16 protein-coding genes are annotated in these 18458 nt (G+C 52.9%); 12 read left to right on the forward strand and 4 right to left on the reverse strand.

Going from position 1 to position 18458, the window contains the following annotated elements:
* Positions 1 to 30: 30 nt before the first annotated feature.
* The 5 genes from ruvB to yajC all read left to right on the forward strand — a co-directional run bounded on the left by ruvB (position 31) and on the right by yajC (position 5840).
* Positions 31 to 1038: a Holliday junction branch migration DNA helicase RuvB gene (ruvB, locus tag LOS79_RS32770; RefSeq protein WP_315422572.1), complete on the forward strand. Its 1008-nt coding sequence runs from the start codon at positions 31 to 33 to the stop codon at positions 1036 to 1038.
* A gap of 141 nt (positions 1039 to 1179) precedes the next feature.
* Complete coding sequence (locus tag LOS79_RS32775) at positions 1180 to 3285, forward strand: SpoIID/LytB domain-containing protein (protein WP_315415293.1); 2106 nt, start codon at positions 1180 to 1182, stop codon at positions 3283 to 3285.
* A gap of 10 nt (positions 3286 to 3295) precedes the next feature.
* Complete coding sequence (gene queA / locus LOS79_RS32780) at positions 3296 to 4324, forward strand: tRNA preQ1(34) S-adenosylmethionine ribosyltransferase-isomerase QueA (protein WP_315415294.1); 1029 nt, start codon at positions 3296 to 3298, stop codon at positions 4322 to 4324.
* Positions 4325 to 4345: 21 nt separating this feature from the next.
* The gene (gene tgt / locus LOS79_RS32785; RefSeq protein ID WP_315415296.1) at positions 4346 to 5482 is read left to right on the forward strand and encodes a tRNA guanosine(34) transglycosylase Tgt; all 1137 of its coding nucleotides are present in this window, start codon (positions 4346 to 4348) and stop codon (positions 5480 to 5482) included.
* Between the two features lie 43 nt (positions 5483 to 5525).
* Positions 5526 to 5840 carry a preprotein translocase subunit YajC gene (gene yajC / locus LOS79_RS32790; RefSeq protein ID WP_315415298.1) on the forward strand — a complete coding sequence of 105 codons (315 nt, stop codon included), beginning with the start codon at positions 5526 to 5528 and terminating at the stop codon, positions 5838 to 5840.
* A gap of 120 nt (positions 5841 to 5960) precedes the next feature.
* On the opposite strand, the gene LOS79_RS32795 is transcribed toward yajC, so the two are convergent.
* Both LOS79_RS32795 and LOS79_RS32800 read right to left on the reverse strand, forming a co-directional pair.
* Positions 5961 to 6785, reverse strand: coding sequence for a phosphatase PAP2 family protein (locus tag LOS79_RS32795; protein ID WP_315415300.1), 825 nt, complete (start codon positions 6783 to 6785; stop codon positions 5961 to 5963).
* 112 nt (positions 6786 to 6897) lie between these two features.
* Positions 6898 to 7290, reverse strand: coding sequence for a TIGR04086 family membrane protein (locus LOS79_RS32800; RefSeq protein WP_315415301.1), 393 nt, complete (start codon positions 7288 to 7290; stop codon positions 6898 to 6900).
* 311 nt (positions 7291 to 7601) lie between these two features.
* On the opposite strand from LOS79_RS32800, the gene LOS79_RS32805 reads away from it, so the two are divergent.
* On the forward strand, positions 7602 to 8408 hold the full coding sequence (locus LOS79_RS32805) for a YetF domain-containing protein (protein ID WP_315415302.1): 807 nt from the start codon (positions 7602 to 7604) through the stop codon (positions 8406 to 8408).
* Positions 8409 to 8416: 8 nt separating this feature from the next.
* Here the strand turns inward: LOS79_RS32805 and spoVB are convergent, their stop codons facing one another.
* On the reverse strand, positions 8417 to 10015 hold the full coding sequence (gene spoVB / locus LOS79_RS32810; RefSeq protein ID WP_315415303.1) for a stage V sporulation protein B: 1599 nt from the start codon (positions 10013 to 10015) through the stop codon (positions 8417 to 8419).
* Positions 10016 to 10222: 207 nt separating this feature from the next.
* Between spoVB and LOS79_RS32815 the strand changes: the two genes are divergently transcribed.
* The 6 genes from LOS79_RS32815 to LOS79_RS32840 all read left to right on the forward strand — a co-directional run bounded on the left by LOS79_RS32815 (position 10223) and on the right by LOS79_RS32840 (position 16971).
* Positions 10223 to 10474, forward strand: a complete 252-nt coding sequence (locus LOS79_RS32815) for a post-transcriptional regulator (protein WP_315415305.1) — start codon at positions 10223 to 10225, stop codon at positions 10472 to 10474.
* Positions 10475 to 10707: 233 nt separating this feature from the next.
* Complete coding sequence (secD, locus tag LOS79_RS32820) at positions 10708 to 11961, forward strand: protein translocase subunit SecD (RefSeq protein WP_315415306.1); 1254 nt, start codon at positions 10708 to 10710, stop codon at positions 11959 to 11961.
* Positions 11951 to 12850 (forward strand): protein translocase subunit SecF, encoded by a 900-nt coding sequence (secF, locus tag LOS79_RS32825; RefSeq protein ID WP_315415307.1) that lies wholly within the window; start codon positions 11951 to 11953, stop codon positions 12848 to 12850. The genes secD and secF overlap by 11 nt, the downstream gene beginning before the upstream one ends.
* Before the next feature lie 121 nt (positions 12851 to 12971).
* On the forward strand, positions 12972 to 13934 hold the full coding sequence (locus LOS79_RS32830; protein ID WP_315415308.1) for a cation diffusion facilitator family transporter: 963 nt from the start codon (positions 12972 to 12974) through the stop codon (positions 13932 to 13934).
* A gap of 30 nt (positions 13935 to 13964) precedes the next feature.
* Positions 13965 to 16370, forward strand: coding sequence for a single-stranded-DNA-specific exonuclease RecJ (recJ, locus tag LOS79_RS32835; protein WP_315415309.1), 2406 nt, complete (start codon positions 13965 to 13967; stop codon positions 16368 to 16370).
* Between the two features lie 82 nt (positions 16371 to 16452).
* The gene (locus tag LOS79_RS32840) at positions 16453 to 16971 is read left to right on the forward strand and encodes an adenine phosphoribosyltransferase (protein ID WP_315422575.1); all 519 of its coding nucleotides are present in this window, start codon (positions 16453 to 16455) and stop codon (positions 16969 to 16971) included.
* Between the two features lie 120 nt (positions 16972 to 17091).
* On the opposite strand, the gene uraA is transcribed toward LOS79_RS32840, so the two are convergent.
* Positions 17092 to 18402 (reverse strand): uracil permease, encoded by a 1311-nt coding sequence (uraA, locus tag LOS79_RS32845; RefSeq protein WP_315415310.1) that lies wholly within the window; start codon positions 18400 to 18402, stop codon positions 17092 to 17094.
* Positions 18403 to 18458: the final 56 nt, after the last annotated feature.

Raw genomic sequence — 18458 nt, forward strand, 5'->3', positions numbered from 1 at the left:
TGGACGTCCCGAAGAACGGAGTGAGACATGATGGATGACCGGATTATATCAGCCAATCTGATGATGGACGAACAGGCGGTTGAATTAAGCCTGCGCCCCCGTTATCTGGGTGAATACATCGGACAGAACCGGGTTAAAGAGAACCTGAAGATATATATTGAAGCCGCCAAGATGCGAAGCGAAGCGCTGGATCATGTGCTGCTCTACGGGCCTCCCGGCCTCGGCAAAACCACGCTCGCCAACATTATCGCTAATGAGCTGGGCGTCAATCTGCGCACCACCTCCGGCCCGGCCATCGAGCGGCCGGGCGATCTGGCCGCTCTGCTGACCAACCTGCAGGAAGGCGATGTGCTGTTCATCGACGAGATTCACCGCCTGCACCGCACGGTAGAGGAGGTCATGTATCCGGCGATGGAGGATTTCGCGCTGGATATTATGATCGGCAAAGGCCCGAGCGCCCGCTCGGTGCGGCTGGATCTGCCGCCGTTCACGCTGATCGGGGCGACGACCCGCGCCGGGCTGCTGTCCGCTCCGCTGCGTGACCGCTTCGGCGTAGTCAGCCGCCTCGAGTATTACACGACCGATGAGCTGAGCTTCATCGTGTCGCGTAACGCCGAGCTGCTGGGCATCGAGATTCTGGGCGATGCCGCCGAAGAGATTGCCCTGCGGGCCCGCGGGACTCCGCGGATTGCCAACCGCCTCCTGAAGCGGGTGCGGGATTATGCGCAGGTCCGGGGGGACGGGATCATCACCCCGGACATCGCCGCTGAATCGCTGAAGATGCTTCAGGTAGACCCGCGCGGCCTGGACAGCATCGACCATAAGATGCTGCAGTCGATGATCGGCTCTTTCCGCGGCGGCCCTGTCGGACTGGATACTATCGCCGCTACCATCGGCGAGGAGAGCCAGACGATCGAGGATGTCTACGAGCCGTATCTGCTGCAAATTGGTTTCCTGCAGCGTACACCGCGGGGGCGCATCGTGACTCCGGCAGCCTATCATCATCTGGGGCTGCCGCTGCCGCCGCAGCAGAATTGATGCCGGATGGAACAAAACTGTCCGTGCAACCGTTGATAGAGGTGCAGAATGCTAACACAACTAAGGAGTATGCTTCCGGAACAAGTTCTAAATGAAGCTTTCATAGGATGCCGTGCTCTATAAACTTTTAGGAGGCCTACAATGAAGCTTGCCAAGCGGAAAAAAACGGGGATGGGGCTGCTGGGCCGCGGCGCACTGGCTGCGCTGCTGGTTGCAGCCAGTGTCCTGGCTCCTGCAGGTACCACTCATGCCGACGCAAACGGGACGATCCGGGTTGCGTTGTACGCCGATATAGGCAGTAAATACAAATCAACAGTACCGCTGATTACATTGCAGTCGGATTCGGGCTTCAGCCTGCTTCCGGCTGCGGGCGGAGCACCGCTGCTTGCGGTTCCGGCCCAGAACAAAGTCCGCATCAGCCTGGACGGCTACCGGGTGAAGGTGCTCGAAACACCGACCTGGCAGGTAGCGGCGGATGCGGCCAAGAAGCTGCAGTCTACTTCGGACAAGCCGCAGCTGTTCATGGCAACGCGGGGCGGTGCCAAGGTCTATCAGCTTTATACCGGAGGCTACGCCAGTGAGAGTGCAGCTACTAACGGGCTCGCCTCGGTTCAAAAGGCAGGGCTGGCTCTTCCTGCCGGCCAGACGCCTGCAGTAGCCGGAACGAAACATCTGTCCGCTGGCGCCTTCACGACGCTGGAGGAAGCGCAGGGAGTTGTCGGAAGTTTTACGGCTGCGGGCCTCGACGCCTGGCCGGTGTTTGTCTCCGGGGCGGATGGCAGTACGCGGACTGAAGTATGGGTGGGCGAGGCAGTTAACGACAGCAGCCTTGCCGCAATCTCTGCTTCAGCGGCCGCTGCACTTCCCCAGTATGCACTGACCCCGCTGGCTGCGGGCAGCTCCGGGTTAATCGTCCGGATGGATGCGGGACTTGATTTCACCACGGAGACCCAGGCGTTTCATTATCTTCTGTCCGGCAGTGAGGCCAAGTTTGTTGCCGCCGGCAATGAGAAGGGAATTCTGCTTACCGAAAGATCAAAGCGGATCTACCGCGGCGATCTGGAGCTTGGCAGTCTGAACGGTTCCTTGTCAGTAATCAATGTAGTGCCGCTGGAACAATACCTGTATGCGGTAGTCGGCGGTGAAGTATCCTCGGGATGGCCGGAGGAAGCGCTCAAGGCCCAGGCGGTCGCAGCACGCAGCTATGCGCTGGCTCAAGGCAACCGTTTTGATGTAGCGAATGTAGTAGACACTACACTAAGCCAGGTATATAACGGTATTAGTGCCGAAGCTCCTGTCATCACAAGAGCAGTGGATGCTACCGCCGGTGAAGTACTGATGAGCGGCGGCAAGATTGTCGAAGCCGTGTTCTCCTCGAACAGCGGCGGGGTCACTGCAGATCCGTCGGAGGTCTGGAATAACGGCGGAGATACCTTCGTCAGTGTAGCCAGCGCCGAGGATGCTGCGGCAGTGGCCTCATCCAAGAAGTGGTACTATCTGCTGCTGGACAGCGGCATTTCCGGTTATGCGCGTGAGGATAATATCAAGCTGACCGGCAACTCCACCGCAGCAGGTCTTCCGCTGGCTACAGCAACGGCCAAGGATGTCAATATCCGGCCGCTGCCGGTTATTGAGAGCAGTGTAACGCCGACAGGCAAGCTGAACCCCGGCGATAATGCCGTAGTGCTGGATCAGGTTTTTGAATCCGGCAGCTATAGCTGGATTAAGGGGCCTTATACTTCCGCTGATCTGCTCAAAAGCCTGACCGGCAAAGTCAGCGGTACGCTGCCCTCCTCCATCACCAGCCTTCAGGTCACCAAGCGCGGGCCTTCTGGAAGAGCGGTTGAAGTTAAAGCAAACGGCCAGATCCTGCAGGTGAAATACCCGGATTTATTCCGCTCTTCGTTTGGCGGACTGCCCAGCACTTTGTTTGATATTGTACCTGCCGGAAGTTATACTGTACTAGGCGCTGACGGCAGTACAGCTGCTATCGGCAGCTCAGCAAGCGCCGGAGTGCTCTCTGCAACCGGTAAAGTAACAGCTGCCGGCAGCGGAACCGTTGTTATGGGTGCGGATCAGACATCCAGAGTGGTTACGAACAGCCCCGGATTCTATTTCATCGGCTGGGGGAACGGCCACGGACTCGGTATGTCCCAATGGGGTGTGAAGGGTATGGCGGACAGCGGGTATGATTATAAGCAAATATTGCAACACTATTTTAATAACGTTACTATAGTTAAGGAATGAAGATCCCATCATGAATGTAGATAATTATGATTTCCATTTGCCGGAGGAACTGATTGCCCAGACTCCGCTTGCCGACCGCAGTTCTTCCAGGCTGCTGCTTGTGAACAAGGAGAATGGTCAGCTGGAGCACGGGCATTTCACGGATATACTGCAGCAGTTCCGCCCGGGAGATACACTGGTACTCAACGATACACGGGTAATTCCCGCCAGGCTGTTCGGTGTCAAGGAAGACACCGGTGCCAAGGCGGAGGTGCTGCTGCTGAAGAATCTTGGGGAAGACCGCTGGGAGGCGCTGGTGAAGCCCGGCAAGAAGCTGAAGACAGGCGCTGTAATTATCTTCAGTGAAGAGCTCCGTGCGGTAATAGAGGATGAGGCGGATATGGGCGGACGGACGCTCCGCTTCATCTATCAGGGAATCTTCCAGGAGATTCTGGACCGGCTCGGCTCGATGCCGCTTCCGCCATATATTAAGGAAACGCTGGACGACCGCGAGCGGTATCAGACAGTCTATGCTCGGCAGGAAGGTTCGGCAGCCGCACCTACGGCCGGATTGCATTTCACCAAGGAGCTGCTGGAGCAGATTGCCGCCATCGGCGTTAATATTGCCTATATTACGCTGCATGTAGGGCTTGGCACCTTCCGCCCGATGTCCGTAGAGACAGTGGAAGAGCATGTCATGCATGCGGAGTATTTCGAGCTCTCCTCAGAGACGGCAGATTTGCTGAATGAGGCCAGAGCAAGAGGCGGACGTATTATCGCGGTCGGCACCACCTCCTGCCGGACGCTTGAAACCGCAGGAAGACAGTCAGCCGGCGGACTGCTGCAGGAATGCAGCGGCTGGACGGATATTTTCATCTATCCGGGCTATGAATTCACTGTTGTCAATGCACTGATTACCAACTTTCATCTGCCCAAGTCTACCTTGGTGATGCTGGTGAGCGCTTTAGCCGGACGGGAGCATATTCTCGCCGCATATGAAGAAGCCATCAGGCAGAAGTACCGGTTCTTCAGCTTTGGCGATGCAATGTTCATTTATTAAGCAAGAGGAAGGGTTAAACATATGGCAGCCATTACGTATGAACACATTAAGACCTGTAAGCAGTCTGGAGCACGGCTCGGCAGGGTCCACACTCCGCACGGAATTATCGAAACACCGACCTTCATGCCGGTCGGTACACAGGCAACCGTCAAAACCATGAGTCCTGAAGAGCTCAAGCAAATGAATGCCCAGATTATTCTGAGCAACACCTACCATCTGTTCCTTCGTCCGGGTCACGATATCATCGGCGAAGCCGGGGGCCTGCACAAATTCATGAACTGGGACCGGCCGATCCTGACTGACAGCGGCGGTTTTCAGGTATTCTCACTCAGCGACATGCGCAAGATTACCGAAGAGGGTGTTCATTTCCGCTCCCATTTGAACGGTGATAAGAAGTTCCTCTCACCGGAAGTAGCGATGGAGGTTCAGAACGCACTCGGTTCCGATATAATGATGGCCTTCGATGAATGCCCGCCCTACCCGGCAGAATATGATTATGTCAAAAAATCACTGGAACGCACCACCCGCTGGGCGGAAAGATGCCTCAAGGCGCATAGCCGTCCAAATGACCAGGGCCTGTTCGCCATCGTACAGGGAGGCATGCATGAAGATCTGCGCCGCCAGAGTGCTGCTGATTTGACTTCCATGGATTTCCCGGGGTATGCTATTGGTGGACTCAGCGTCGGAGAGTCCAAGCAGCTTATGTATGAAGTGCTGGATTATACAGTTCCTCTTCTGCCGCAGAATAAACCGCGCTATTTGATGGGTGTAGGTTCACCGGATGCGCTGCTGGAAGGGTCAATCCGCGGAGTGGACATGTTCGACTGTGTTCTGCCTACCCGTATTGCCCGTAACGGAACTACGATGACCAGCCAAGGAAGACTCGTTGTGCGCAACGCGCAGTACGCCCGTGATTTCGGGCCGCTGGATCCGGAGTGTGACTGCTACACCTGCCGGAACTATTCCCGTGCCTATCTGCGTCATTTGATCAAAGCTGATGAAACCTTCGGCCTGCGGTTAACGACATACCATAATTTACACTTCCTGCTGGATTTGATGCGTAAAGTGCGTGAAGCCATCATGGAGGATCGGCTGCTTGATTTTCGCGATGAGTTTTTTGCACAATACGGATTATATGATAATCTGAAAGGCTTCTAGAAATTAAATGAGGCGTTAAGTTTGTTGAAAGGGGGGAAATAATATGTCAAGTTTTCAACTGGCAGCAGCTACAGGCGGCGGGGGCAGCATACTCGGCCTTGTAGGTCCATTTGTACTTATGTTTGTTGTATTCTACTTCCTGTTGATTCGTCCGCAGCAGAAGAAGACCAAAACACGTAATGCCATGCTTAAGTCGCTGAAGAAAGGCGATAAGATTGTTACAATTGGCGGTCTTCACGGAACAATCATGGAGATTTCGGATGACATCGTGGTTTTGCGGGTGAATGATGTTACCCGTTTGACCTTCGACCGCGGCTCCATCAGCCACGGCGTAGTAGAAGCAGACGACAAAGAATAGGTTGTCCTGATTCAAGTACATAAAAACCGGCGTTTCTCTTAGGAGAATACGCCGGTTTTTTTCGGAGATAAGAATTTATATGTTTCTGGGTCCCCGCAAGTACCGCTTTGTAGAGATGTTTTAACGGGTATGGGTGGCGCGGCTTCTGACCCGCAAGCGGTCTTCGCCGCTGCGAAGCGTAAGTTTGGCAAGCTTGACGGCAACAGTTGTAGATACAACTGCCAGCAAAGTTCCCCCAAGCATATCAGTCAGCCAGTGAATCCCCAGATAGAAGATTCCGAACACAATAACTACAGCCGAGATTCCGCTAATGACCATCCAGCGGCGGTTGCCGGAGCGGAAGGCCAGGAGAGCCATCGATACAGAGATTGCCGTATGCAGACTCGGGAAACAGTTATTCAGGCCGGACAACGGCCGGTACTCCTGTTCAAACCTCGGAAATACCTCCAGCATGGTGAATTTTACTCCGGCGGGCACATAGGACCACACTTCGTTGACCGGGAAATACAGATAGAAAGGTATGGCGATCGCATAGGTCAGTATAATGGTATAGCAGGTCGCATAGAGCAACACGCGGTTTTTATCAAGCAGATAAATGCCCAGCGAAGCAGCGAGTACGGATTGCAGCATGAAAATATAGAAGAATACGATGACCGGCGTCAGCCAGGGGGCATAGAACAGCTCCTGAACATGTCTGACGAAGTGACCCTCTAGTCCGAAGACGAAAGAAGTATAATCAGCAGCCAGATGCATCTTCCGCTCAATCTGCAGCTCATATTTATTGAGTGCAAGAACGCTGAACATTCCAACAATAATCAGAATGAATTTGTAGGACCTCAGCATTTCTCTTCCGATTTCGACTAATGCCATCAGCGGATTGCGCCGGGCGCCGATCCAAATGAGCAGTACAACAATGAGAGTGGTGTAGACAGCAATTAAATTCATGGAATGGTAAAGCAAAGTATCGTAAGCCTCCTTGATCAATTACGCATAAGTCAGATGATCACAGTGTATCACATTTTCAAGGAGAGATTTCAAATTTTGAAAATTATATATTTTAGTTCTTTTGTAAATTAACACCAAATATTCCTCCGAGTGCGCTGATCCCTGCGGCAGCCAGTACCCATAACAGATCCATGCCGGCTGGTGCACTGTCCAGTGCCAGGAAGCCGACCAGCAGGACAATCAGTCCGTAGAATGCTCCGGTGAGCGCCCCCTGATACCACCCTTTACTGGAAGCCCTGCTGCCGGCGGTCAATCCGCCGAAAGCGGCAGCGATGCCGTGGACGATATAAGTGTACATGGTGAGATCCTGCTCCTGCAGCCCGCTGCCCCAAAGAAGAAGGGAAAGGACAAATGCTCCGAGCAGCATCCACAGGAAAGCCCGGCATAAACCTGATAATACAGGACTGGATATTTTCCATGAGAACAGACGCCTGATCAAGGACATGGTACAACCTCCTAAAAGTTTTGTTAGCACTCACTACTTCCGAATCCGCTTCGTACAAAACTTGCTCCGGAAGCATATGCTTAGTTTTGTTAGCATTTCGTTCCGGTTAGAAGCTTGGTCTGTGTGCTGGTACTAATCATTGTATGGGGAGGCTTGCCCCATTAGTACAAGACATCAGATATGACTTTTACCAGTAATTTATCAAACAGCTTCCGAATGTTCCCTTGGCAGGCAGGCCAGAATAGGGTTACATTACTCCGCCCGGACGGCTGAAGCTGACGGGTGAGAAGCGGAAGGGGAGCGAAGAGAATATGTTGTTCCAGCATATTACTGCCCATATCTTTCTGACCGTGCTGATGTATATCTTCATTTTCCTGAGTATGCGCATCATGGGCAAACGGGAAATCGGCAAACTGTCCGTATTTGATCTGACGATTTCCATCATGATTGCCGAGATCGCTGTGTTTGTCATTGAAGATATGGAGCGGCCCATTTACGACGGATTTGTGCCCATGGCAACGCTGGTTCTGATTCAGGTACTTGTCGCACAGCTCAGCCTGAAAAGCCGGAAGCTGCGCCTGCTGGTGGACGGCAAGCCAAGCATCCTGATCTCCGGCGGCAAGCTGCACCGGGGCGAGATGCGTAAACAGAGATATAATATCGATGATCTGCTGATGCAGCTCCGCGGGCAGAATATCGACAGCCCGGCGGATGTGGAGTTCGCCATTCTGGAGACGAGCGGGCAGCTTACCGTTATTGAGAAGAATAAAGGCGTCTCCTCATCCAATCAGACGGGCAACAGCAGTTCAAGCGCAGAGCAGAAAGAACAAAACAGCAGCAGCGGGGACAGCAGCTCCGGGAATTCAAGCGGCGGGAAATCCGGAAGCTCCGGCGATGCCGTGAAGCTGCCCAAGCACAAAATCCGTTATGAAGGCCTGCCGATTCCCCTGATCATGGATGGTAAGGTTCAGGACGGGAATCTGGAGATGATCGGCAAAAACCGGTTTTGGCTCAGAACCCAGATCCGGCAAAAAGGCGTTTCTGATTTCCGTGATGTCTTCCTGTGCTCTGTTGATCACAAAGGCCAGCTCTATATCGATCCGATCAACCCGAGGTAAGGGACGGCTTAGCTGTGCCACCTTTTCATAAAGGGCAGCCGTTCCAGATCACGCCCCGAGATCAGCCCTGACAACAGGCAGATGCTAAGATAGATGCCCATCCCGCACGCAGCGGCAACCAGAAACTGTATCCACTGTGAAGAGGAGACGGGGACAGAAGTATAGACGTAGGACATCCCGGCAGCCATGATGATTGTAGCGGCTATGATCTTAACCGGATCCGCCCATCTCAGGGACATGGCGGTCAGGCGGATCACGCTGTAGCCGTGCAGCACGGTGACGAGGAGGCTGTTGACAATGATGGCGGCAATGGCACCTTGTATTCCGTACTCGGGGCGTGAGGCCAGCAGGAGAATCAGCAGAATTTTCACAACAGCTCCTATCAGCGTATTGACCAGCGCTTTACCCGGACGGTCCATAGCCTGAAGGGCTGCCTGCAGCGGAGCCTGAACATATAGAAATAAAGCAAACGGCGCCATCATCCGCAGCATTGGTGCCGTATCTGCTGCATTGCCGTACATCAGCGTACATAACGGTACGGCAAGAATATACATAACGGCTGCGAACGGGGCACCGGTAACCATGGCGAGCCGCAATGCCTGATGCATTCTTTTATGAATGGTGGGCAGGTCATTGCGCGCAGCTGCCTCAGATAAGGAAGGAACGAGGGAGACGGCCAGCGAAGAGCTGAGCACACCCGGCAGCAGCAGCAGCGGGATGACCATTCCCTGCAGGGAGCCGTATTGCGCAGTTGCGGCAGCGGCAGCTATTCCGGCAAGAGCCAGACTGCGTACAGTAATAATCGACTCCAGCAGGTAGGAGAAGGAGCCGATCAGCCGTCCGGCAGTCACAGGTACGGAGATCCCGATCAGCCGTTTGAGCATTGGCGTTGTATTGTCTTGTGTTTGCTGTACAGAGGCCTGGCCGGAGTCTGTTGCTTCGGAAGGCGGAGGTGCTGCCTCCTTGCGGTCTTTGCCTGCGATATAATAATATTGCCATAGCAGAGCCAGCATTCCGGCAATTTCACCGACCGTTACCCCCAGCATTGCCCCCGCCGCCGCAAAGGCGATGCCCTTGGGCAGCAGCAGCCAGGAGAACCACAGCATGAAAAAAATGCGGATCAGCGACTCCAGCACAGAAGAGTACGCTGAAGGCAGCATGTTCTGCCTGCCCTGGAAGTAGCCGCGGTACACTGCGGAGACCGCTACGATTGCAATCATGGGAGTCATGCTGACAAAGGTATAATATACCCGCTTGTCTGTAAGGAGAACACTGGATACCCATGAGGCGCTGAGCAGGGCAACGAAGGTGAAAATAATACCCAGTGTCAGGCTTAAGGCAAGTCCGGTGTGCAGAATCCGGCGTGATTGCTCAGGGCGGTTCTCGCCTTCAGCCTCTGCGACCATTTTGGCGACTGCAAGCGGGATTCCACCGGTAATGACTGTTACCAGCACAATGAAAAACGGATAGCCAAGCTGATATAGTCCTACACCCTCAGCTCCGATAATCCGCGGCAGGGCAATCCGGGGGATGAAGCCAAGCATGCGGTTAATGATACCGGCGAGCAGCAGAATTAATGTTCCCTGAATAAAGCTTTGCTTCTTCAACGGCACTCCTTCTTCCCAAGTTAAATGAAAACGGCAGCCATTTTTGTTTTTCACGAGAAGGCTTGTATAAGGATATGCCGGACCAGCCCCGGTCCATGACAAGCATTCTTTGTGACAAGTTTTTGGCCGAAAGAAGGAATGGCCGGCAGCTAAAGCGAATATTTATTTTGAGCATATAAACGAGGAATCTTTGGAGGTGTTGGGCACGTGGAATCGGAACATTGGAATTATGGCGCGCTTAGTGAAGAAATCGAAGCCATGTGCATCAGCAAAGCAGAGGAATTCCGGCTCCTCGGCTATGAATATGTGAGCGGTAAGGATATCTGGGACTGCGTCAGCCGTAATTACGATAAGGAAGGGGTACCGCCGCTGCACAAGCTGGTCAATGATATCTATTCACTGAAATCAAGCAGTTATATGAATTATCTGACCATTGCGGCTTATCGGGGGTACACTTGATCCAGGCGGATGCTGCCCGGGAACGATTTTCTTTTGCAAACGGGTACAGGAAGCAGTAAAGTAAGAGAAGAGTATTTCAACATTTCCTATTCCGACGGATGGTTTCTTGCAGAAGCAGAGCCGGCCGTTTTCTTTGTGTGAATTCATGTACCGTCATTCCTTCTGAATTGACGGTCATTTCGCACGTAGCTATAATAGGAATATTGAGTAATGAAAGGGGAACTAGCTAGAGCATGAAGAGAATGTTGAGCTTTATCATTACCGTGGTCGTTCTAACCGGCGTCATGGTATTTACAACTCCAGGGCTGCTGGACAAGGTCCGTCTGGGGCTTGACCTGAAGGGCGGATTCGAAATTCTGTACCACGCCGAGCCGATGGATACGGGAGGTACCCTGACCCGTGCTTCGCTGCAAAAAACGGCGGAAAGTCTCGAGAAACGGGCAAACGCTCTGGGAACAAGCGAGCCTGAGGTTACTACTGAAGGTACAGACCGCATCCGTCTGAAGATTGCGGGCGTTACCGACGAAGCCGAGGTCCGCAAGAAAATGAAAGAACCGGCAGTTCTAACCTTCCGCAGTGCCGCTGACGGTGATGCACCTGGCGTCTACAGCAAGATTGAACTTGTCGGCAGTGACTTCGTTGAGGGCGCGGCAGAAGTACAGCGCGATAACCTCAACCGTCCCGAAATCAGCATCTCCATTAAAGACAAGGATAAATTCGCAGAAATTACCGAGCGCCTGCTGGGTAAAGAGCTTGCCATTTACCTTGATGAAAATTTACTGTCCTCCCCTCCAACAGTAAGAGCTGTATTGACTGACGGTAAAGCTTCTATTTCCGGGGGATATACACTAGATGAGGCCCGTGAGATCGCTGATACGATCAATCTGGGTGCACTGCCTTTGAAGCTTACTGAGAAATACTCCCAGAGTGTAGGGGCAACCCTCGGCAAGCAGTCCCTGGATCAAACGGTCAAGGCCGGTATTGTCGGTTCCGTGATCATTCTGATCTTCATGATCTTCATGTACCGCCTTCCGGGCGTTCTGGCCAGCTTTGCGCTGATCCTGCATACCTGGCTGCTGATTCTGGTCTTCGTGGTAGCTGACTTTACCCTGACCCTCCCCGGTATTGCCGCGTTCATCCTCGGTATAGGGATGGCGGTCGATGCCAATATCATTACCAACGAACGGATCAGGGAAGAAATGCGCAGCGGCAAGAGCATTATGTCTTCCGTTAAAGCTGGTAACAAGACCTCTTTCCGCACGGTCATGGATGCCAATGTCACCACTATCATTGTAGCGGCTGTAATGTTCGCCTTTGGTACAGGTGCGGTTAAAGGCTTCGCGCTGATTCTGATTGTGGAAATTGTGCTTAGTATTGTAACAAACCTTTATTTTGCCCATTGGCTGCTGACAGTGCTGGTTAAAGCCGGAGCACTCAAAAAGCCGAAGCAATTTGGGGTAAAGGAGAGTGACATCAGTGCGCTTTAAGAAAGAACTGGATTTTGTACATTTAAGCAAGTATTTCTATATCTTCTCCATTGCCCTTACGGTAGCCGGACTGATCTTCCTGGCAACCTTCGGTTTGAATTACAGCGTTGATTTCAAGGCCGGGTCCAATGTGGATGTGTCCCTCTCCAAGAGCATTACGCAGGATGAATTGAAGCCAGCCCTAGCGGAAGCCGGCATTGGACATGATCCTACGATTACTATCGGGGACAAGCGGGTTAACATCCGCTATGATGAAGAGCTGAATGATACACAAAGTGAAGCCCTGAAAACAGCAATTACCAAGATTGATGATCAGGCTTCGTTTGAAATCAACACAGTGGATACTGAGATGGCTAAGGAGCTTGCCCGCAATGCAATCTATTCGGTGCTCCTCTCCAGTATCGGGATTATCATCTATGTAAGTATCCGTTTTGAATGGCGGTTTGCGCTTGCTTCGATCGTGGCACTGCTCCATGACGCATTCATGGTTGTAGCGATCTTCTCCATCTTCCGTCTGGAGGTGGATTTGACCTTCATTGTCGCGGTGCTGACGATTATCGGTTATTCCATCAATGATACGATCGTTATCTTTGACCGGATCCGCGAGAACCTGCGCTTCGGCAAACAGAAGTCGTATGAGGATCTGAAGGTTCTGGTTAACAAGAGCGTATCCCAGACGCTCATGCGCTCGCTGTACACAGCATTCACAGTATTCATTGCTGCGTTCTTCCTCCTGATTATGGGTGGAGAATCGATCAAGATGTTCTCACTGGCTATGGTTATCGGTTTGCTCTTCGGAGCGTATTCTTCCATCTTTATTGCAAGCCCGCTCTGGCTGCTGCTGAAGAAGCGCCAGAAGCCGGCGGTAAAGAGTCCGGCCAAAGTCTAAAGCGTAAGTTTCCAGGGAAGCCGCGTCTGAAGCGACGCGGCTTTTCGGAATCTTTGGATCTGCATCTTAAGCTGATTTCATCATCATGAGATTACTTGCTAGTGGTAAGGAGGGCCTCGTTATGAATGACAAACCATTACCCCGGAGAGAAGCTGCTGTTTGGACTGGAATACTCAGTGATGTAGCTCTGGCTGTGGCTAAAGGAAGCATTGGTTATTTTGCAGGCAGCAAAGCATTGATGGGGGACGCTTTCTACTCCGGAGCAGATGCTGCAGCCAAGCTGGCAGGGGTTATTCCATGGAATCCAAAGCAGAGTAACAAGACTGCGGCAGCCCGCAGCCGGACAGTGCAGGGCAGTAAAGAGCCGATGGCGGCTATTCTTTTAGCTGTACTGATTCTGATGGGCGGCCTGCAGATTGCTTTCTCCGCGATCCGTGATTTAACGAGAGGAAATTTATCGGCACCGGGACAGTCGGCACTTATCGCCGTTTTGCTGTGTATTGTGTTCAAAGAGGCTATTTTTCAATATCAATACCGTTACTTCAAAAAAAAGGGCGACGGCAGCCACGCTGCTTATGCCGATAACCACCGTTTCAGCCTGTATACATCCATAACCGTATTTATCGGCATCGCGCTGGCGATGACCGGAGGATACCTGAACTGGCATCCGCTGCTCTATATGGACCCGATTGCCGCACTCCTGGCAGGCTGCCTGATTATCCGCAAAGGTTATGCATTGATTACTTCCTCTGTATATAGCAATAAGCAACCCCAGGAGCTTCCCTCCAAGGAAGCGGCCAGCTTCATTGAGACCGTTCAGCGTGTCCACGGCGTCATTCGTGTGGAGCACCTGAAGGCACTGGAGCAAGGAAGCTATGTGAACCTGCATGTCAAAATCAGCGTTAATCCGCGGATTAGCGTCATGGAAGCCCAGGACATATCCGAATGTGCCCGGAAGCTGCTGCAGCACCGGTTCGTTCATGTGGGCGAGGTGCATATGGATGTTGTGCCGTATGATCCGGGTTATCCTTATAAAAGCAACCATGAACTCGCGGACAACGATGTTCCCACACTGCTTCAGTAGTCTGCAAGGTTGAGAGAAAGGTGAGCTGTATTGCTTAATTCAAAAACAAGATGGCAATCTCCGGCAGCCGATCCCGAGACCACCTCGGAACTGGCCCGGAGCCTTTCTATTTCTCCGCTGCTTTCCTCATTGCTGGTGCAAAGAGGCATGAATACCGCTGAAAAGGCGCTGGTATTCATGGACGGCGGAGCGGAAGATAGCCATGATCCCTATCTGCTGAAAGGAATGGCCGCGGCCGTGCCGCGGATTAAGAAGGCACTGCAGGAAGAAGAACATATTCTGGTGTACGGCGATTATGATGCTGACGGAGTATCCAGTACAGCGCTGATGATTCAACTGCTGCGTCATTTGGGTGCATCTTTTGATATTTATATTCCGCATCGTTCGAATGAGGGCTACGGCCTGCATAATCACGCGCTCGATTGGGCGCTGCAGCAGGGTGTATCTCTTGTTATTACTGTAGATACTGGTATCAGTGCCTATCATCAGATTGCATATGCTTCCGGGCTCGGCATTGATGTTATTGTCACAGATCATCATGAGCCGCCGGAGCTGCTGCCCGAAGCGTATGCCTTAATTAATCCGAAGCTGCCGGATTGCCCGTATCCGTTCAAGGGTCTGGCCGGTGTAGGTGTGGCTTACAAGCTGGCTGAGGCGCTTCTTGGCGGCGGAGTGCCGGAAGAATGGTGTGAGATTGCGGCAATTGGTACAGTGGCGGATCTGATGCCGCTGCAAGGCGAGAACCGCAGCCTTGTACGCAAGGGACTGAAGAGCATGCAGAATTCACCGTTTCCGGGAATTCGGGCACTGCTGTCTGTCAGCGGAATTACAATGAGCACAGTGAGTGCTGTGAATATTGCCTTTGGTATGGCTCCGCGCATCAATGCCAGCGGCAGACTGGATCATGCAGGCCGGGCGGTCACCCTGCTGACCACGGAAGACATGGAAGAAGCAGAACAGCTTGCCGGGGAGCTCGATTTGCTGAACAAAGAACGCCAGCTGGTTGTCGAACGTATTGTTCAGGAAGCGGCTGCCAAGCTCGAGCAGCGGATCAGCCGCAGCGGACTGCCGGATATTATTGTACTGGCCGAGCAGGGCTGGAATGTCGGTGTAGTCGGCATAGTGGCCTCCAAGCTGCTCGAACGCTACTACCGTCCGGTAATTATTCTGGATATCCATCCGGATACCGGAATGTGCAAAGGCTCAGCCCGGTCCATACCGGGTCTGGACATTTATGCAGCCTTATCCTCCTGTGCCGGACTGATGGATCACTTCGGCGGCCACCCGGCAGCAGCCGGCATGAGTCTGCCGCAGAGTAAGCTCGAAGAGTTCGATGCAGCGCTTAATGCGTACGCAGAAGCAGTGCTGACACCAGACGATTTCGTAGCCGTTGCTGCCGCAGACGGGGAGGTGGCTATTGCGGATCTGACCCTGCAGGCTGCTCTTGAGCTGGAGCGGCTTGCCCCGTTCGGCATGGCCAATCCGCTGCCGAGATTCATTCTGCGCGGAGCTGCCGTGAAGGAGACGCGCAAGATGGGCCAGGACGGCAAGCATCTGAAGCTTGTCCTGCAGCAGGACAAGCTGACCATTGAAGCCGTAGCCTTCGGCAAGGGGCCGCTGGCTGACCTGCTGCCCGGAGGAACAGTTGTTGATGTGCTTGCGGAGCTGTCCATCAATGAATGGAACGGCTCCCGCAAGCCGCAGCTGATGCTGCAGGATCTGGCGGTACCGTATGCGCAGCTATTTGATCTGCGCGGCGCTGCCGATGCGGTCAAGGGCGCGGCGCATCTCCACGAGCTGTTCAGCCTGTACAGCGGAGGCGGTCCGGTAAAGACTGCTGCGGTATTCCAGAACAGCCGGACTTCACCGCTGCGTGAGCTGAGAGGCATGTCGCTGTGGGTTTACGATGAGAATGGCGGGATTTCGCCTTTACAGCCTTCTAAGCCGGAGAGCGGAGAGGCTGGAACCTCGCTGCTCTGCCTGCTGGATATGCCGGAATCACCGGAGCAGCTGGAGGCGCTGTTCACTGCCTTTCCTGAGGCAGAGAATATTGCCCTGCTGCATCCGGTCCGTGACGGCCGTGACCGGCTGCAGATCCCGACGCGCGATCATTTCAAGTCGCTATATAAACTGCTGGCTTCCATAGCGGCGGTTGCTACACCTGAGCATGAAGTGCTGCTGCGGCTCAGCCGCCAGTCCCAGCTGGGGGTGCGCATGCTGAACAGAATGCTTGATGTGTTCACTGAGCTGAACTTCATCGAGCGCAGCAGCGGCAGAATTACTTTTGTTACCCAGCCTGCGGCGAAGAGCCTGAGCGCGTCAGAGCATTTCGTAAGGCTGGGGAAGACTGCCGAAATGGAGCAGTACTTTATGGAAGGCAGCCGGAGCGAGCTGCAGGAATTCATGCTCTCACACCGCTTAGGCGGCGTATCGTAGAGGTTGTTATGCTTACGAAGTAAAGTTTGTTTAAGGAATTCAGGCGAGGGTTATCCTCACCCCATTTTAGGAGATGATTATGTTGGATTTCAAAGACAGTATTCGTGTGATTCCGGATTTTCCGCAAGCTGGAATCAGCTTTAAAGATATTACTACCCTGCTCAAGGATGGAGCCAAGTATCGCGCAGCTATCGATGAGCTTAAGAAGCTCGTTGCCCATCTGGAGATTGATGTCATTGCCGGACCGGAGGCGCGCGGCTTCGTAGTAGGTGCGCCGCTGGCTTATGCACTCGGCGTAGGCTTCGTGCCGATCCGCAAGAGCGGCAAGCTTCCTTACGAGACGATTGAAGCAGGCTATGCTCTGGAGTACGGCAAGGACACCCTTGCCATGCATACCGATGCTATCCAGCCGGGCCAGAAGGTTCTGATTGCCGATGATCTGCTGGCTACCGGCGGTACAATCGCTACCTCGGTAAATCTGGTAGAGCAGCTGGGCGGACAAGTTGTCGGTGCGGCCTTCCTGATTGAGCTGACAGCTCTGGCTGGGCGTAATAAGCTGACGGATATTGAAGTGGTTACACTGCTGACTTACGAGGACTAGAATCAATTTAGGCCGGGACAACTTTTCCCGGGAAATATAAAGCGGACTGCTGTCGAATGTGACAGCAGTCCGCTTTTTGCTTTCCGGTTTGAAATTCAACTATGAGATGAAAGTAACTATTTAATGCGCCGATTTGTCAGCTTCCTGCTCATTGGACAACCCAAGAACTTCGATCAGCTTGAACAGCAGGGCAAGAACCATACCGACGATTGTAGCCAGTGCCATACCTTTGAGCACTACACCGCCGATAGTCAGCGAAATGCCGCTGATGCCGACAACCAGAACCAGAGTAGCAAGAATCATGTTGGTTGCTTTGGAGAAATCAACCTTCTGCTCTACGAAGATACGCAGACCTGAAGCGGCAATGACACCGAACAGCAGCAGGGATACACCGCCCATTACCGGCTGGGGAATATTGGCAATGACTGACGAGAACGTTCCGGAGAACGAGAGCACAATGGCAATCACCGCAGCGCCGGCAATTACGTATACTGAGTAAACCTTGGTAAGGGCCATAACACCGATATTTTCACCATAAGTGGTATTCGGTGTCGAACCCATAAATCCGGAAAGCACCGTAGAAATCCCGTTACCCATCAGCGAGCGGTCCAGTCCCGGATCCTTGGTCAGATCCTTGCCGACAATATTGCTGGTAACCAGCAAGTGGCCGATATGCTCAACAATAACAACAAGCGATACAGGGATAATCGTGAAAATTACCGACCAGTCAAAGGATGGGGTGATAATTGTTGGATGGGAGAGGAAAGAAGCTTCGGAAATCGCCGAGGTGTTGACCACACCCATGAAATAAGCGAGTACGTAACCGGTAACGATACCGATGAGGATATGAATGATTTTGGGGAAACCGCGGAATAACACGGAACCGATAACAGTGACACCGAGTGTAACCATGGATAAAATAATAGCTTTGCTATCAGGAGTCCAGTCCGCAGCAGCAACGCCTTCAGGAGCAATCAGCCCGGCCATGCGTGCGGCTACAGGAACAAGCTCAAGTCCGATGGTAGCAACGATAGCACCCATAACTGCCGGAGGGAACACTACATCAATCCAGCCGGTTCCGGCATAACGCACGAGCAAAGCAACAAGAATGAAAATAACACCGGTAACAATAAATGCGCCAAGTGCAAGCGAATATCCATGCTCATGATCGCCTTTATGATCGGCAAGAACACTTAATACCGGCGAGATGAAGGCAAAGCTTGAACCAAGGTATGCGGGAATTTTGCCGCGGCAGATCAAAATGTAAAGCAGGGTGCCGATACCATTCATCAGCAGGATCATGCCGGGATCTACCCCGAACAGATTGGGGACAAGCACTGTGCTGCCGAACATGGCGAACAAATGCTGAAGACTCAGGAGGAAGCCCGGGCCCCAAGGGAGTCTTTCGTTAACTTGAATTTCGCGTTGCAATGGAGTTCACTTCTCTTTCTGATCTAATTTGAGATATCACTTTCAGCAGGTTGAAA

It is taken from the genome of Paenibacillus sp. MMS20-IR301, assembly GCF_032302195.1.
Classification (GTDB): domain Bacteria; phylum Bacillota; class Bacilli; order Paenibacillales; family Paenibacillaceae; genus Paenibacillus_AQ.

What these genes read in the sequence shown, in the direction of transcription:
- LOS79_RS32805 (WP_315415302.1), top strand. Translation starts at nt 7,602, where the DNA reads ATGTTGTTCCAGCATATTACTGCCCATATCTTTCTGACCGTGCTGATG.
- yajC (WP_315415298.1), top strand. Translation starts at nt 5,526, where the DNA reads ATGTCAAGTTTTCAACTGGCAGCAGCTACAGGCGGCGGGGGCAGCATA.
- LOS79_RS32775 (WP_315415293.1), top strand. Translation starts at nt 1,180, where the DNA reads ATGAAGCTTGCCAAGCGGAAAAAAACGGGGATGGGGCTGCTGGGCCGC.
- queA (WP_315415294.1), top strand. Translation starts at nt 3,296, where the DNA reads ATGAATGTAGATAATTATGATTTCCATTTGCCGGAGGAACTGATTGCC.
- LOS79_RS32795 (WP_315415300.1), bottom strand. Translation starts at nt 6,785, where the DNA reads ATGAATTTAATTGCTGTCTACACCACTCTCATTGTTGTACTGCTCATT.
- LOS79_RS32830 (WP_315415308.1), top strand. Translation starts at nt 12,972, where the DNA reads ATGAATGACAAACCATTACCCCGGAGAGAAGCTGCTGTTTGGACTGGA.
- tgt (WP_315415296.1), top strand. Translation starts at nt 4,346, where the DNA reads ATGGCAGCCATTACGTATGAACACATTAAGACCTGTAAGCAGTCTGGA.
- ruvB (WP_315422572.1), top strand. Translation starts at nt 31, where the DNA reads ATGGATGACCGGATTATATCAGCCAATCTGATGATGGACGAACAGGCG.
- LOS79_RS32800 (WP_315415301.1), bottom strand. Translation starts at nt 7,290, where the DNA reads ATGTCCTTGATCAGGCGTCTGTTCTCATGGAAAATATCCAGTCCTGTA.
- secD (WP_315415306.1), top strand. Translation starts at nt 10,708, where the DNA reads ATGAAGAGAATGTTGAGCTTTATCATTACCGTGGTCGTTCTAACCGGC.